This is a genomic window from Streptomyces barkulensis (assembly GCF_002843305.1).
Taxonomy (GTDB): Bacteria; Actinomycetota; Actinomycetes; order Streptomycetales; family Streptomycetaceae; genus Streptomyces; species Streptomyces barkulensis.
The window spans coordinates 1-13,047 of record NZ_PGSG01000013.1; the positions used below are offsets into that span (position 1 = coordinate 1).

General features: G+C 71.4%; 16 protein-coding genes and 1 tRNA gene. 6 read left to right on the top strand and 11 right to left on the bottom strand.

Annotated features, from left to right (window positions below; translation table 11 throughout):
- Positions 1-106: 106 nt before the first annotated feature.
- From CUT83_RS30255 to CUT83_RS03425, 4 genes are all read right to left on the bottom strand, one after another.
- A complete protein-coding gene (locus CUT83_RS30255; RefSeq protein WP_173915017.1) occupies positions 107-424 on the bottom strand; it encodes a transposase in 318 nt (105 codons plus the stop codon).
- A gap of 109 nt (positions 425-533) precedes the next feature.
- Complete coding sequence (locus CUT83_RS03415; RefSeq protein WP_101254425.1) at positions 534-785, bottom strand: type II toxin-antitoxin system RelE family toxin; 252 nt, start codon at positions 783-785, stop codon at positions 534-536.
- Between the two features lie 41 nt (positions 786-826).
- Positions 827-985, bottom strand: coding sequence for a hypothetical protein (locus CUT83_RS31490; RefSeq protein ID WP_338104123.1), 159 nt, complete (start codon positions 983-985; stop codon positions 827-829).
- A gap of 143 nt (positions 986-1,128) precedes the next feature.
- On the bottom strand, positions 1,129-1,611 hold the full coding sequence (locus tag CUT83_RS03425; RefSeq protein WP_101254388.1) for an ATP-binding protein: 483 nt from the start codon (positions 1,609-1,611) through the stop codon (positions 1,129-1,131).
- Positions 1,612-1,757: 146 nt separating this feature from the next.
- Between CUT83_RS03425 and CUT83_RS03430 the strand changes: the two genes are divergently transcribed.
- Positions 1,758-2,663 carry a helix-turn-helix domain-containing protein gene (locus CUT83_RS03430; RefSeq protein WP_101254389.1) on the top strand — a complete coding sequence of 302 codons (906 nt, stop codon included), beginning with the start codon at positions 1,758-1,760 and terminating at the stop codon, positions 2,661-2,663.
- Positions 2,660-2,875 carry a DUF397 domain-containing protein gene (locus CUT83_RS03435; RefSeq protein ID WP_101254390.1) on the top strand — a complete coding sequence of 72 codons (216 nt, stop codon included), beginning with the start codon at positions 2,660-2,662 and terminating at the stop codon, positions 2,873-2,875. Before CUT83_RS03430 ends, CUT83_RS03435 begins: the two co-directional genes overlap by 4 nt.
- A 115-nt stretch (positions 2,876-2,990) precedes the next feature.
- Here the strand turns inward: CUT83_RS03435 and CUT83_RS03440 are convergent, their stop codons facing one another.
- Both CUT83_RS03440 and CUT83_RS03445 read right to left on the bottom strand, forming a co-directional pair.
- On the bottom strand, positions 2,991-3,350 hold the full coding sequence (locus CUT83_RS03440; protein WP_101254426.1) for a hypothetical protein: 360 nt from the start codon (positions 3,348-3,350) through the stop codon (positions 2,991-2,993).
- Between the two features lie 14 nt (positions 3,351-3,364).
- Positions 3,365-3,700, bottom strand: coding sequence for a tetratricopeptide repeat protein (locus CUT83_RS03445; RefSeq protein WP_338104124.1), 336 nt, complete (start codon positions 3,698-3,700; stop codon positions 3,365-3,367).
- A gap of 288 nt (positions 3,701-3,988) precedes the next feature.
- Here CUT83_RS03445 and CUT83_RS03450 point away from each other — a divergent pair, with 288 nt between their 5' ends.
- Positions 3,989-4,540: a lasso peptide biosynthesis B2 protein gene (locus CUT83_RS03450; RefSeq protein ID WP_240957576.1), complete on the top strand. Its 552-nt coding sequence runs from the start codon at positions 3,989-3,991 to the stop codon at positions 4,538-4,540.
- Positions 4,537-5,079 (top strand): GNAT family N-acetyltransferase, encoded by a 543-nt coding sequence (locus CUT83_RS03455; protein ID WP_101254393.1) that lies wholly within the window; start codon positions 4,537-4,539, stop codon positions 5,077-5,079. The genes CUT83_RS03450 and CUT83_RS03455 overlap by 4 nt, the downstream gene beginning before the upstream one ends.
- 296 nt (positions 5,080-5,375) lie before the next feature.
- On the opposite strand, the gene CUT83_RS03460 is transcribed toward CUT83_RS03455, so the two are convergent.
- From CUT83_RS03460 to CUT83_RS03480, 5 genes are all read right to left on the bottom strand, one after another.
- A tRNA-Leu gene (locus CUT83_RS03460) sits at positions 5,376-5,463 on the bottom strand.
- 196 nt (positions 5,464-5,659) lie between these two features.
- Positions 5,660-6,457, bottom strand: coding sequence for a hypothetical protein (locus tag CUT83_RS03465; protein ID WP_101254394.1), 798 nt, complete (start codon positions 6,455-6,457; stop codon positions 5,660-5,662).
- A complete protein-coding gene (locus tag CUT83_RS03470; protein ID WP_143688483.1) occupies positions 6,454-7,212 on the bottom strand; it encodes a hypothetical protein in 759 nt (252 codons plus the stop codon). The genes CUT83_RS03465 and CUT83_RS03470 overlap by 4 nt, the downstream gene beginning before the upstream one ends.
- A 29-nt stretch (positions 7,213-7,241) precedes the next feature.
- Complete coding sequence (locus CUT83_RS03475; protein WP_143688484.1) at positions 7,242-7,988, bottom strand: hypothetical protein; 747 nt, start codon at positions 7,986-7,988, stop codon at positions 7,242-7,244.
- Positions 7,989-8,050: 62 nt separating this feature from the next.
- The gene (locus CUT83_RS03480) at positions 8,051-9,487 is read right to left on the bottom strand and encodes a M1 family metallopeptidase (protein WP_158238962.1); all 1,437 of its coding nucleotides are present in this window, start codon (positions 9,485-9,487) and stop codon (positions 8,051-8,053) included.
- A 283-nt stretch (positions 9,488-9,770) separates the two neighbouring features.
- Between CUT83_RS03480 and CUT83_RS03485 the strand changes: the two genes are divergently transcribed.
- Together CUT83_RS03485 and fdhD are read left to right on the top strand one after the other, a co-directional pair.
- Positions 9,771-12,026 (top strand): ATP-binding protein, encoded by a 2,256-nt coding sequence (locus CUT83_RS03485; RefSeq protein ID WP_143688485.1) that lies wholly within the window; start codon positions 9,771-9,773, stop codon positions 12,024-12,026.
- A gap of 105 nt (positions 12,027-12,131) precedes the next feature.
- Positions 12,132-12,983: a formate dehydrogenase accessory sulfurtransferase FdhD gene (gene fdhD, locus CUT83_RS03490; RefSeq protein ID WP_101254399.1), complete on the top strand. Its 852-nt coding sequence runs from the start codon at positions 12,132-12,134 to the stop codon at positions 12,981-12,983.
- Positions 12,984-13,047 lie beyond the last annotated feature (64 nt).

The following is a 13,047-nucleotide window of genomic DNA, read 5'->3' on the forward strand; positions in this document are numbered from 1 at the left end:
CCGGCCACCCACGCGTAGTACGTGGACCGCGCGGTCTTCATCACCTTGCACAGCAGCGTGACCGGGTAGTTCGCCTTCTCCGCGTGGATGAACCGGCATATCGCGCTCACCGGTCGCTCTCCTTCGCGAAGAAGGCCGTCGCTTTTTTCAGGATCTCGATCGTCTTCGCCTGCTCAGCGGTCAGCTTCCGCAGCCGCTTCAGCTCCTCGTCCCGGTCGTCGGCACTCTGCCCGGCCCGCCCGGCCACGGGACCGGATCCGGTGTCCTGAGCGGCGCGGGCCTTCTTCACCCAGCCCCGCAGGGACTCCGAGCTGACCCCGAGCTCCCGGGCGACCTCGGTCACCGTCCGGCCCGACGACCGCACGAGCTCGATCGCGTCCCGCTTGTACTCGTCCGAGTACCGCTTCGTGTACTTGCTTCCCACCTGGCACTGCTTCCTCTGGGCTCTCACGTCCCAGTTTCCAGGTGTCCAAGAACACGGGGAAGCTTCAGGAGAGCCCCGTCCGGCCCGCGCATCCCGGTAAAACATGAGTTCAGGGAATCCTGCGATAGGCGTCGCGACGATTCCCGACGGCCAGGACCCACACGATCAACTGGCCGTCCTCCACGGTGTACACGACGCGGTAGTCACCGATCCTGAGCCGCCACCTGGCGCTGTGGCCCTGCAGTGCTTTGATGTCGAACGCCATGGTGTCCCCCGAGTCCATCGCCTTCAGCAGTTCGGCGAGGCGGTGCAGAAGACGCGCGGCGTCGGCGCGCAGGGTCTTCAGCATGTCCCGCTGCATGTACGGGATGAAGGGATGAAGGGCGTTGCACACCTCATGGATCAGTCCTCGTCGGCGCGGAGCAGCGCCGCCATCTCCTGAAGTGAGACCGCCCCTTCCACGCCTTCGGACTCGGCCTCGTCGGCCAGCCGGTTGAGCCATGCATCCTCGACGTCTTCGGCGATCCGGCGCAGACGCTGATGCTCCTCGATGTCGATCACCACGCCTTCCTCTTTGCCGCGCCGGTTTGTGGTCGCCGGAGTCTCCCCCGCCGGGCACGGTTGATGATGTCGGCGAGATGGCCACGCACCTCAACCGTGGATTGCACCACCGGATCACCCGTGCAGCAGATCTACATGAGTGCTCACCGCTCCCCCAGGGCGTACTCCGCCCAGACGGTTTTGCCCGGCCCGTCCCGGCGCGGATGCCAGTCCCAGCGCGCGGCCAGCTCCGACACCAGGAGCAGGCCACGGCCCGACTCCTGCGGGCACTCGGCGTCCGGGGCGGCGGGGCGCACCGGCAGGCGTTCGGCGCGGGTGTCGGTGACCTCGACGCGCACGCACCGGCCACCGGCCGGTGCGTGCAGGCGGAGGTGGAAGTCCCGGCCGGGTACGTGCCCGTGCCGCACGGCGTTCGCGGCGAGTTCGGCGGCGATCAGCACGATCTCCTCGTGCGCGGTGGTGCCGTACGGGATCCCCCAGGCGTCGAGGCGGACGGCGACCAGGTGCCGGGCGAGACGGGCCCCTCTGGGCGTGGAGGTGAAGCGCATCCCGAAGACGCGGTCGCCGGGGCCGGCGAGGCGGGTGGGACGGGTGGCGTCAACGGGGCTGCCGGGCTTGCTCGTCATGGCCACCACGGTCCCCGTGGCGGCGCGGCGCGACCAGTGGTGACGCGGTTCGCGGGCCGCTTGTACGCGCGGTACGCGTGCGAGTACGAGGCATGCGGCGTGACCGCCTTCCGGGTAAGCGCGTTGGCCCGGTGAGGTGATGTTCGATGACTGAGCGTACGGACGGGGAGACCGCCCCGAGTGGCGGGGCGGTCGTGAACTTCGGTGACGGCTGGGAAGGCGACGACGGGCCCGGGCGGCGGCCGGAGGACGAGAGCGGACGCGGTGTCGTCACCGCGTTCGGGCGGACCATGAAGGCCCTGCGGTCCCGACAGGGCCTGGAGCGCGAGGAGTTCGGCAAGCGGATCGGTTACTCGGCCTCGACGGTCGCCTCGTTCGAGCAGGGGCGGAGGATTCCGTCGCCCCGGACGATCGAGCGGGCGGACGAAGTTCTGGACGCCGACGGGCTGCTGAGCCTGTGGAAGGAGGAGGTGGAGCGGGCTCAGTACCCGCTCTTCTTCCAGGGGATGGCGGCGCTGGAGAAGGAGGCCATCGAACTGGTCATGTACGACACGCTCGTGGTCAACGGCCTGCTCCAGACCGAGGAGTACATGCGTGCGCTGCTCGGCATGAGGCGCCCGCCGCTGGACCCGGAGACCATCGAACTGCGCGTCGCCGCGCGGCTGGCCCGCCAGGAACTCCTGGACCGGCGGCCCGCGCCGCTGCTCAGTTTCGTGATGGACGAGTCGGTGCTGCGACGCCGGTACGGCGGAAGGGACGTTCTGCGCCGACAGTTGGAGCACCTGCTCCTGACCGGCCAGAAGAGGAACGTCGAACTTCAGGTCATGCCGCTCGACTGTGAGGAGAGTTCGGGCGTGGACGGGCCGTTCACGGTCGTCACGCGCAAGGACGGCAGGAAGTTCATGTACACCGAGGCCCAGGGGACCAGCGCTCTTCAGACCGACCAGGAACGAGCGGCTCTCGCGCACGCGCGCTATGGGATCATTCGGTCTCAGGCTCTCAGTCCGCGAGAGTCGCTGGAGTTCATCGAAGGGGTGCTGGGATCGCTATGACCAACACTGAGTCCTCGACCGTCGCCTCCGGTCTCGCCTGGTTCAAGAGCAGCTACAGCGGAGCCGAGGGCGGTCAGTGCGTGGAGGTCGCGGCCGGCACGGCCGCTGTGCACGTCCGGGACTCCAAGGCCGTTGCCGGGCCGGTCCTCACGGTGTCGCGCGAGGCCTGGGCGGAGTTCGTCGGGCCGGCCTCCCCGCAGCGGGACGCCTGACACCCGACAGGCCCGTGGACGCGAGAACCCCGCTGCCTCGACGAGGCTGCGGGGTTCCGTGCTGTGTCCGGGGGCCTGTCGGGTGTCAGGCGCCCACCTCGCGAGCCTGCCCTGATCAGGACTTTTCGATGACCTCGAAGATATCGGCGTCAGTCTCCTGCTGCCATGCCGGGAGGTCGGCCCAGTCGGCGACGTACCCCGGCTTGGGGTCCGCGAAGTGCTTGAACATCTGCGCCGTCCAGCACACCGCCACGAACCGGCCCTTCTGCTCCCGGGACAGCTTGGCCGTGTGACCGCCACTGACCTCGATGAACTGGCGGACCTGTTCGTATACGGCACCCGCGGCCTCGCGCTCCCACACCGGTGTGTCCTCCCAGGGGGTGACGTACCCGGGCTTCGGCTCCCCCGGGAAGTGGCGGTGCACTCCTTCGATCCAGGCTTCCCGGAACACTCGTGCGCCTTCGACCTGCGACATGCCAACCCCTCTCGTCACGGCGTGCTCAGCGTGGCGATCTCCGCCCCCAGCTCCGCTACCCGGCGGTCCCTGTTCAGGGGGCCGAACTCATCGCACAGGGCTTGGAGTCTACGGGCGACGTACCCGGACGATGATGCTTGGGCCAACCGGATGGCCTCCCGTCCGTACGCCACGACCTGTTCGGGGTCACGCCGCTTCGCGCCCACGGCGGCCAGATCGGCCAGCACAGCGCCCCTGCGCCGGTAGGACTGCCCGGAGGCAAGGGCGGTCTGGGCCAGCGCCTTCTTCGTTGTGCGGCGTGGCTCCAAAGGGCTGTTCGCGGTGGACCACCACCACGGACTGCGAGCCAACGAGGCGAACGTCCTGGAGCTGGCTGACGGGCACCTGGCGGACCTCGGCCTTGTACGTCCGGAAGTCCTCCGCTCGCTTCTCCGGCGTGCCGTGCTCGGCGTGGACGTTCCATGGGGACTGCTCGAACCACTGCTCGGTACCGAGCTATGGCTACGTGCCGGCGACACCGCGACCGATCGAGTCCGCTGGGAGGACAGGCCGTGAACGTCCCCGCTCCGAGCCGCCACACCCGTACCGCACTGACAGGGGCGGCGGGCGTAGTCGTCAACTACCGAACCGGAACAACCATGGTCCTTACCGGCGATTCCCTCTCGCGCTGGCTCGACCGCCTGGAACGCGGCGAAGCACCCGCCCCCGTCACGGTCCGTCCCTCGGAAACCTCATGGGGGACGAGTGAGTCATCCGCTCGGCTGGACGCTCCGGCGCCGCCCCCGTGGTCGTGGCGCATCGCGGCGAGCGTGCTTCTCGCGGGCACCCTCGTAACACGTCATCTGGGACGAGGGCGCACGCGCTTCGGTCGCCTGGTACGGCTGGCGGAAGTGGGCCGCAACCTCCCTGGCCCGACCCGGGCGCACGCCGGTCTGGCGGTCCGGTCGGTCCGCTGGGCCGCGCGCCTGTTCCCCGCCCGTGTCGCATGCCTGGAAGAGTCCACGACAGCCGCGCTCCTGCTGGCGATCGGCGGCCGTGGAGGAGCCTGGCGGCACGGCGTCGCCACCGATCCGATACGCATGCACGCGTGGATCTGTGACGTTCACGGCCGGCCTGTCGAAGAACCGGACCAGACTGGTGACTACTCCCCCATCAACGGAACAGAACCAGCGTCGAAGAGGTATCGATGACCGACCCGTACATCCTGCTCCCGGGCAAGCGCGTCAGCCTGGCCATGCCGGACCGCGACCACCTGCCCGACTACCACCGCTGGGAGAACGACCCCGGCACGATCCTGGGCTTCGGCACCCAGGTCCCCCAGTCCTGGGAGGTCCGTGCCGGCGGATGGGAAGCGACCGGACGGAACCGGGACTTCCCCCAGTTCGAGGTGATCACCACCGAGGAGCGCACTCCGGTCGGTCTCACAACGCTCCAGATCGACTCAGCCGTACGGACCGCCGAGTACGTCATCCTGCTCGCACCGGAAGCCCGGGGCCAAGGGCTGGCCACAGAGGCAACGGCCCTGACGCTGCGGTGGGCGTTCGAGTACGCCGCCCTGCGGATGGTCTGGCTGAAGGTGCTGGAGCCGAATGCGGCGGGGCTCACCGCCTATGAGAAGGCCGGGTTCAAACCCGCCGGGCGCCTGCGGCAGTCCGGCTACTGGCGCGGTCGGCCCTGCGATGAACTCCTGATGGACGCGGTAGCCGAAGAATTCCCCGCTGCCCCCTGACGTGACGAACTGATCCCGGAGCCCGGTGGGCTTCCCGCTGCCGGGCTGCCGGGGGCTGGCGTCCGGCTTCCGCGCCCCTGCGTCCTTCCCAAGTGCTCTCACCGAAGTGGCACGCGACCATGAGGCAGGCGCCCTCACGTTCCGCTCCGACATGGCCATGGGACAGCTCATGGACGGGCGGCTTGCCAAGCACCGGGGCGAGGACACCACGAGGGAGGTACACGAAGAGGAGCGAAGGAGCTGGTCACGCCACAGCCGGAAGCACAGAAAAGCCCCAGATCGACTGGGGCTTCCACTGGTGTCCGAGGGGGGACTTGAACCCCCACGCCCGATAAAGGGCACTAGCACCTCAAGCTAGCGCGTCTGCCATTCCGCCACCCGGACCGGTGTGCGACCCGCGGCCTTCCGGCCGCGGCGACGGGAACACCATACCAAGTTTTCGCGGTGCCTCTCACATGCATAAGCCGTGGTCCGGCGGGGTGCGGGGAGATCGCGCGGGCTCTCACCGCAGGTGAGAAACCGCGTACGCCCGGACACCACCGGCCCGCCTCCGGGCCGGTGGTGTCCGGGCGGTGGAAGGTCAGCAGCGCGGGACCACGGGGTCGGCGGAGCCCGTGTAGACGAACGCGTCACTGATCCAGGAACCGCTGGTGAGCCTGTTCCACAGGTTCGAGCTGCCCCAGGGACCCACGTGGGTGGTGCCGAGGGAGTAGCAGCTGATCCGGACGGTGTCGGCGTCCTGGACCCGGCCGACGGCGGAGTAACCGGTCCCCGGGCCGGAGCGCAGGTTGACGTAGCCGGTGCCGTCGCCGGTGCGCACCGTGTAGGTGTTGTTGCCGGACGGGGCGTTGACGCCGGCCTCGGCCTCGCTCCAGTACGCCTGGTAGGCGCCGGTGTTGTAGGTGGTCCACGGAGTGAAGCCGCCGCTCCAGCCGTAGATCCGGTAGGCCGCGTCGGCGTTGCACTGCAGGTCGTAGGCGCACGCGTCGGAGACGTCGGAGTGGTAGCAGTCGTTGATCTGCCACGCGCCCCGGTCCGCCGATCCGTAGGGGCAGCCGGTGGTCGGGCCGTTGTATCCCGTGGCTCCCGGGGTGCAGCCGGACTCGGCCAGGGCGATCGCCACGGCGAGCACCAGCTGGTCGCCCCGCCACCCCGCCGCGCGCCCCGCCCCGGCGCAGCTGATCGAGCGGGTCGTGGCGGTGGCGCCCACCTCCCGGGCGGCCGGGCCTGCGGAGTCGGCCGGAGCGCCGACGCTGGCGGGCGCGTCCTGCCCGCCGCGGGGAGTGGCGGCGGCCGTGGAGGCAAACGCGCCGAACAGGGTCAGTGCCGCCACCGCCACCGCGGTCAGCAGCCGGCGCGGGACGGGGAGCCGGCTCATCTCTCACCGCCCTTGTCCGCGCCCTCGTCCGTCTCGGGGGCGCCCTTGACGGAGTGGACGGACGCCGAGAGGTCGGGGGCCTTCACCGTCGGGAGCAGACCGATCCCCTCGGTGAGCAGGCCCCTGCGGAACGTCTGGTCGTCCAGGTGCCCGGCACGGACGAGGACGGCGGTGGACACGGTCGCACCGCGCCGGTCCGCGTCGAACATGATCTCCGCGGGGGCGGTGGCGGCCTGGACCCCGGCGCCCAGTACGCGGTCGGCGGTCCGCTCGTCGAGGATGTGCACCCATGTGCGGTACGGGGTGGGGTCCTCGGTGACGCCGGGGCCCACGATCGTGGTGCGCTCGACGCTCTCCGGCAGCCGTACCGAGGGGCAGGTGTCGGCGGCGGCGACGGCGGCCCGCGCCGGCGGTGCGCCGAACGCCGCCTCCCAGTCGGGGTGTTTCTGCACCTGTGCGAGTCCGGAGACCAGTTCGGCGCGGGCCTGCCGGGGGTTGTCGAGCTCTCCGGTGGTGCTCACGCAGAGCCGGAAGTCCTCGCGGGTGCTGACCAGCAGTCCGCCTTCCAGGGTCAGCTCGGCGTGGGCGGGTGAGGCGCTCTGGGCGACGAAGCCGCCCGCCAGTGCGAGCACCCCGGCCATGGCCGCCAGGTGGAGGGCCGCCTTCCTCCGGCTGTTGCTCCTGGTGTTCCTCCGGCTGTTCCCCCTGTCACCGCTCTCGCTGTTCGTCCTGCTGTCGCGCAGTCGTCGAAGCATGTCGAATCCCACTTCCGCTCGGCCGGAGGTCAGACGCCGTTCATCACGGTGACGACGGAGTTGTAGTCGTAGCTGCTGGGCCACCAGTTCTGCCAGTTCGTGCAGCCGTAGGTGTAGCTGCCGTGCATGATGCTCGGGGTGTGGCAGTCACCGTCCCAGCGCGGGTCGAGCAGGCCCCAGGAGTGCCCGGTCTCGTGGTTGATGAAGGCGCGTCCGCGGTTGTCGAGCTGACCGCCGGAGCTGTCGACCAGGTAGATGACGTTCCAGCGGTAGTCGGTGTGTCCGTAGGCGGAGTTGTAGACGGGGTTCTGGTCCACGGCGCAGTTGTAGTAGCCGTAGCTGCCGCCGCACACGCTGCTCCAGTCGGCTGCGTAGTGGTACTCCATCTCGATGCCGGCCCGCTCGGCCGAGGGGTAGGAGGTGCAGGGGTTGGGGGCCAGCCACATGTCGATCCGGTAGTCGCCGGTGCCGTCCCAGTCGCGGTCGCCCTGGCCGGTGAGGGTGTTCTGCAGGAAGTTCGTGGCCTGACTGTGCGTCAGGTAGGAACTGGAGTGCACCTGGCCGCAGTACTGCTCGTCGTACGTGCCGGGTCCGCCGGAGTTCACGGTGTTGTAGTGCATGTTGTGCAGATGGCTCTGGGTGGAACCGGTGTGGTAATGGGACGCCTGCGCCGCCGGGGCGAGCAGTGCGGCCAGCAGGGCCATGACGGCCGCCCAGCCGAGTCTGGTCCACAAGGGCGCGAAGCGCCCTTTGCGGTGTGCGCGGTCAGATGTCACCTGGTCTCCTCTCGTCGTGCCTTCGGGGTTCTCCCGGGTCGTCCCGGGTGGTTCGGTCGCGGTCAGCCGCGGTCGCTGCGCCAGCGCTGCCACAGCGGGTCCAGGTCGGTGCGGCTGTGCTCCTGCACCGTCTGCCGGAACTCGGCGGGCTCGACCACGCCGTACCGGTTGCGGGCCATCAGGTCGCTCAGCGCCAGGCGCAGTCCCTCGGCGCCGACGGTGGCGCGCACGTCGTGGAGCATGCACACGCCCTGGTGGTAGACGGTGGGGACGTATTCGGCGTAATTACCGGCGAAGTAGTCCATGCCGGCGTCGACCCGGGCGGAGGCCGACGGCCAGCCGCTCACCGGGCTGCAGTCGCGCCGGCGGTTCAGGTACAGGTCGGTGGCGAACTGGGCCACCGACTCGTCGAGCCAGGGATGGTGGTACTGATCGTTTCCGGCCATGCCGTACCACCACTGGTGGGCCGTCTCGTGGGCGGCGACGGATCCGGTGGGTTCGGTGAGGACGAATCCCGGGTACTCCATGCCGCCGCCCTGCGGGGTGAACGCGCCGCTGATGACGGCGTCCAGTTCTCCGTGGGCGTAGGCGCCGTAGCTGTCGGAGAAGAAGTCGACGGCGCCGCCCACCGTCGCGGTCACCGACCGCGCCTGCGCCGAGGTGACGTCGGGCGTGGCCCAGCCGCGCACCGTGACCCCGGTGCGGGTGACCGCGGTGACCTCGCGGAACGGTCCGGCGGCGAAGGCGAAGTCTCTGACCCGGGGCGCGTGGATCCGGGTGACGGTGCGGCCGTCGGCGCTCTGGGTGCTCTGGACGGTTCCGGTGGCCGGGACGGCGAGGGCGCTGGGGTGGTCGAGGGTGACGGTGAAGTCCGCGGTCAGGGAGAAGAAGCTCTCCCCGAAGCTGCCGCCCTCGGGAACGTACGGCGGCAGGTGCCAGCCGCCGGCGTCCCTCACGGCCAGGACGGGTACGGCGTTGCCCAGGTAGGAGAAGTCGCCGACCCTGCCGAACCGCTGGTGCTGGTAGGGCACGTCGATGGCGAGGTGGAAGGAGATCTCCGTGGCGTCGCCGGGGGCCAGCGGGGCGGGCAGGTCCACGGGCAGGGCCGTGCAGTCCTGGGCGAGGGGGCCGGGCGTCCCTCCGGTCACCCGGGTGACCCGTATCGGGTCGGTCGCCGCGCAGCCGTGGATGCCGTTGCTCCACAGGCGCAGCCAGATCCGGTCCAGGGGCGTGCCCCCGGTGTTGGTGAAGGCGATGTGCTGGGTGCCGCGCCACTGGTCGCCCGCGGTGTTGCCGCTGAGTTCCAGCCAGTGGTGGGCCTGGGCCGGTGTGCGCTGGGGGCCGGGTGAGGTGGCCGGTCCCGGCTCGGGCCGCGGCGGGGGTGCGGGGGCCGGGGAGGCGGGCGCGGTCGTGGTGGCCGCGAGGGTGAGCAGCAGTCCGAGGACACCGAGGACGCGGCGGAGCCGCGGCCCTCGGGCGCGGGCGCTCGTCGCGGTCACGGCGCGTCCGGCCCGGTCGGCGGTGACGGTAACGGCGACGGTGGGAGATCTGTCACGGTGACGGCTCGCTTTCGTCGGGGAACCGGCCGCGGCCCGGGCATGCGCGGATTCGCCCTCTACGCATGGCGCGGGCACGACATCTACGCTCAGAGCGTGGCGCCCGGCGATGAAACGAGAGTGAAACCACGCGTCCGACCCGTGACCTGGGGGCAGTCCCCCGTCACAGCCGTGTCGGAGAGGGGAGCGACGCGCCGTGATCGGCTACGAGGAGACTCCGTTGGTCGTGCGTGAGACGACCCGGTGCAGGCACGCGATCGACAGTGGCGACTTCCCCGAAGCCGTCGCCCTGCTGAAGAACCTCGCCAAGCCGCTGTGCGACCGCGGCGAGGCGCACACCTTCGTCGGGCTGGTGGAGCGGATCCCGTCGCATCTCAGCGCGGACGACATCGAACTGGCGCTGCGCACCGGGGAGGCCTGGACCGAGTTGGCGCAATGGCAGCGGGCGGCGCTCTGCTACGAGCGGGCGCACCGGCTCGCCGAGCGCGCCGGCCACCCGAACGAACGCGCCCGGGTGCTGACCGCGCAGGGCGTCCTGAGCTGGTACCGCGGGGACATCCCCGGCGCCGGGCGGCTTCTCGAGGCCGCCCGGCGGCTGCTCGCGGACACCGACGAGGAGCACCGCGACTGGGACGAGTTACGGGAGGGGCTGGCGCTGGTCCACAGCGGGCAGGGGCGGCTGGACGAGGCCGAGGGGCTGTTGCGAAGGCAGCTGCGCGTGTTCCAGCTCCGAGCGGACGCCGAAGGACAGCGGCACGTGCTGGCCAACACCGCCCTTCTCGTCGCCCTGCGGCGGGGGGACTTCGACAACGCCGGGGCGCTGCTGCGCGAGGCGGTCGACATCGCCCGGCAGCACGGCCTGCGCCTGGGCCTGGCCCGTACGCACAACTGCCTGGCCTTCGTGCTCAACTGGAGCGGGCAGCACGCCGAGGCCCTGGACCACGCCCAGTGGGCGCTGCGCCACAGTGGCAGTCCGCCCGTCTCCCACATCGTCGGCTTCGCCCAGTACAACCGTGCCGTCGCCCTGCTCCACCAGGGCGACACGGAGGCCGCGCACGACGCCTGCCGGCGCTCCCTGCGGGAACTGGACTCCGGTTGCTCCTCGCTTCTGGGCGCCGACGTGCTGATGGCCCAGGCGGAAGTGGAGGCCTCCCGCAGCCTGCTGAGCGCGGCCCGCACCGCGCGCTCGGCGGTGGACGTGGCACGGATGCAGCAGGACCTGTGGACGCTGGCGGTCCATCTCGTCGCCTACGCGGGGCTCGCCGACCCGGCGAACGCGAGGGCGGCTCTGGAGGAGGCCGGCGTCCTCCTCGAACGCTACGGCGACCCGCACCAGCAGCTGCGGTGGAGGCTGGCGGCCGCCGCCCTCGCCCACGCCGAGGGCGACCGGGGCACGCTGTGCGAACACGTCGGCCACCTCCTCACCCAGATGTGCCACTATCCGGGGCTGACCGCTTCCATCACCGAACGGCTCGGGGGGCTGCTGCCCGCCGCGATCGAGCACGGGGCCGCCACCCTGCCGCTCCCGGACCCGCTGGGAACGGCCTGGGCCCAGGCGTTCGCGCCCCTGGCCGCGGATCTGCTCGCCTCACCCGACGAGCGGGTCCGCGAATGGGCGGTCAGGGCGCTCGGCAGACAGCGGGAGGCGTGGGCGTACGAGCTGCTCGCCGGCCACCGGGACCCCACCGCAAGGATCCGCGGCATGGCCGCCGAGGCGATCTCCGACGCCGGGCACCAGCCCCTGCCCGAGATCGGCCTGCGCTGCCTGGGCGGTTCCGAAGTGCGCCTGTCCGGGGTGCTCGTACTCCCCGAACGCTGGAGTTCTCTGCACGCGCAGCTCATCCTCTTCCGCCTCGCGCACACCGGCGGCGCCACCCGCGACGAACTCATCGAGCTCCTGTGGCCCGGCGAGGACCCGGCCAGGACCGAGGCCCGGCTGCGCACCACGATACGGCTCCTGCGCTCGGCGCTGCGCCCGGCCTGGCACCCCAGGGCCGACTACATCACCCACCGCGCCGGGCGCTACGGCCTCTCGCCCGGGGCACGGGTCACCAGTGACGTACAGCGATTCGAGCACTGGGTCGACCGCGCCCGCCGGCAGGAGGGGGCGCCGCGCTGGCAGTCCTGCGAGCAGGCGGTCGCCTGTTACCGCGGCCCCTTCCTGCCCGACTGGCACCAGGAGTGGGCCCACCGCGAGCGGGAACGGCTCACCGGACGGTGGCTGTGGGCGCTGGAGGAGCACGGGAGCGCGCTGCTGGCCGCGGACCGTGCCGAGGAGGCCGAGGAACGGGCCCGCCAGGTCATCGCCGTGGACGAGCTGCGCGAGCGGGCCTGGCGCGTCCTGCTGCACGCCCTCGACCGCCAGGGGCGCAGGGCCGAGGCGGTCCGCAGCTACCGGCAGTTGCAGGAACTGCTCCACGACCTCCTGGGGACGGTCCCGGCGCCGGCGACCCGCCGGCTCGCCGGACGCCTCACCGGCTGAGCCTCCCGGCGCCCGGGGGACCGTCGGCGGCGCACAATGGGACCTCGGGCCCGGCCCGAGGAGCCGCGGCCGTACAGCACCACTTCGAGACGGGACTGATCTTTCATGGGCCGAGTCACCGAACGCCGCCGCGTCGTCCGTCTGCGCGACGGTGCGGTGAGCGAGCGCCCGGACACCCTGGTGGCCGAGGAGCCGCTGGAGATCCGCCTGAACGGCAAGCCGCTGGCGGTCACCATGCGCACGCCCGGCGACGACTTCGCCCTGGCCGCCGGTTTCCTGGTCAGCGAGGGGGTGCTGGGCGGCCCGGAGGAGCTGGCGAACATCGTCTACTGCGCCGGGGCCACCGAGCAGGCCGACGGCACCACCCGCAACAGCTACAACGTCGTCGACGTGCGCCTGGCCCCCGGGGTGACCGTCCCCGACATCACCCTGGAGCGCAACGTCTACACCACCTCCTCGTGCGGGCTGTGCGGCAAGGCCAGCCTGGACGCGGTGCGCACCACCTCCCGCTGGCCCATCACGGGGGATCTCCCCCCGCTGGAGCCGGAGGTGCTGGCCGCGCTGCCCGACCGGCTGCGCGCGGCCCAGCGGGTGTTCGACCGCACCGGCGGCCTGCACGCGGCCGCGCTGTTCTCGCCGGAGGGGGAGTTGCTGGACCTGCGCGAGGACGTCGGCCGCCACAACGCCGTCGACAAGCTCGTCGGACGCGCCCTGACCGGCGGGGAGCTGCCGCTGTCGCGTACGGTGCTGCTGGTGTCGGGGCGGGCCTCGTTCGAGCTGGCGCAGAAGGCGGTGATGGCCGGGGTGCCCGTGCTGGCGGCCGTCTCCGCACCCTCCTCCCTGGCCGTCGACCTGGCCGCCGAGACGGGGCTGACCCTGGTCGGCTTCCTGCGGGGGGCGTCGATGAACGTCTACGCCGGCGAGCACCGCGTCGCGCTCGGCGCCCGGCGGGCCTGACGGCGGCGGGACGGGCGGGCGGAAGCAGTGCCCGGGAACCGCCGCCCCGGCGGCCACGTCCCAC

Coding starts and splice junctions, on each gene's coding strand:
- CUT83_RS03415 (WP_101254425.1), bottom strand. CDS start 785: ATGCAGCGGGACATGCTGAAGACCCTGCGCGCCGACGCCGCGCGTCTT.
- CUT83_RS03430 (WP_101254389.1), top strand. CDS start 1,758: ATGACTGAGCGTACGGACGGGGAGACCGCCCCGAGTGGCGGGGCGGTC.
- CUT83_RS03455 (WP_101254393.1), top strand. CDS start 4,537: ATGACCGACCCGTACATCCTGCTCCCGGGCAAGCGCGTCAGCCTGGCC.
- CUT83_RS03470 (WP_143688483.1), bottom strand. CDS start 7,212: ATGCTTCGACGACTGCGCGACAGCAGGACGAACAGCGAGAGCGGTGAC.
- CUT83_RS03440 (WP_101254426.1), bottom strand. CDS start 3,350: ATGTCGCAGGTCGAAGGCGCACGAGTGTTCCGGGAAGCCTGGATCGAA.
- CUT83_RS03425 (WP_101254388.1), bottom strand. CDS start 1,611: ATGACGAGCAAGCCCGGCAGCCCCGTTGACGCCACCCGTCCCACCCGC.
- CUT83_RS03435 (WP_101254390.1), top strand. CDS start 2,660: ATGACCAACACTGAGTCCTCGACCGTCGCCTCCGGTCTCGCCTGGTTC.
- CUT83_RS03450 (WP_240957576.1), top strand. CDS start 3,989: ATGGTCCTTACCGGCGATTCCCTCTCGCGCTGGCTCGACCGCCTGGAA.
- CUT83_RS03465 (WP_101254394.1), bottom strand. CDS start 6,457: ATGAGCCGGCTCCCCGTCCCGCGCCGGCTGCTGACCGCGGTGGCGGTG.
- fdhD (WP_101254399.1), top strand. CDS start 12,132: ATGGGCCGAGTCACCGAACGCCGCCGCGTCGTCCGTCTGCGCGACGGT.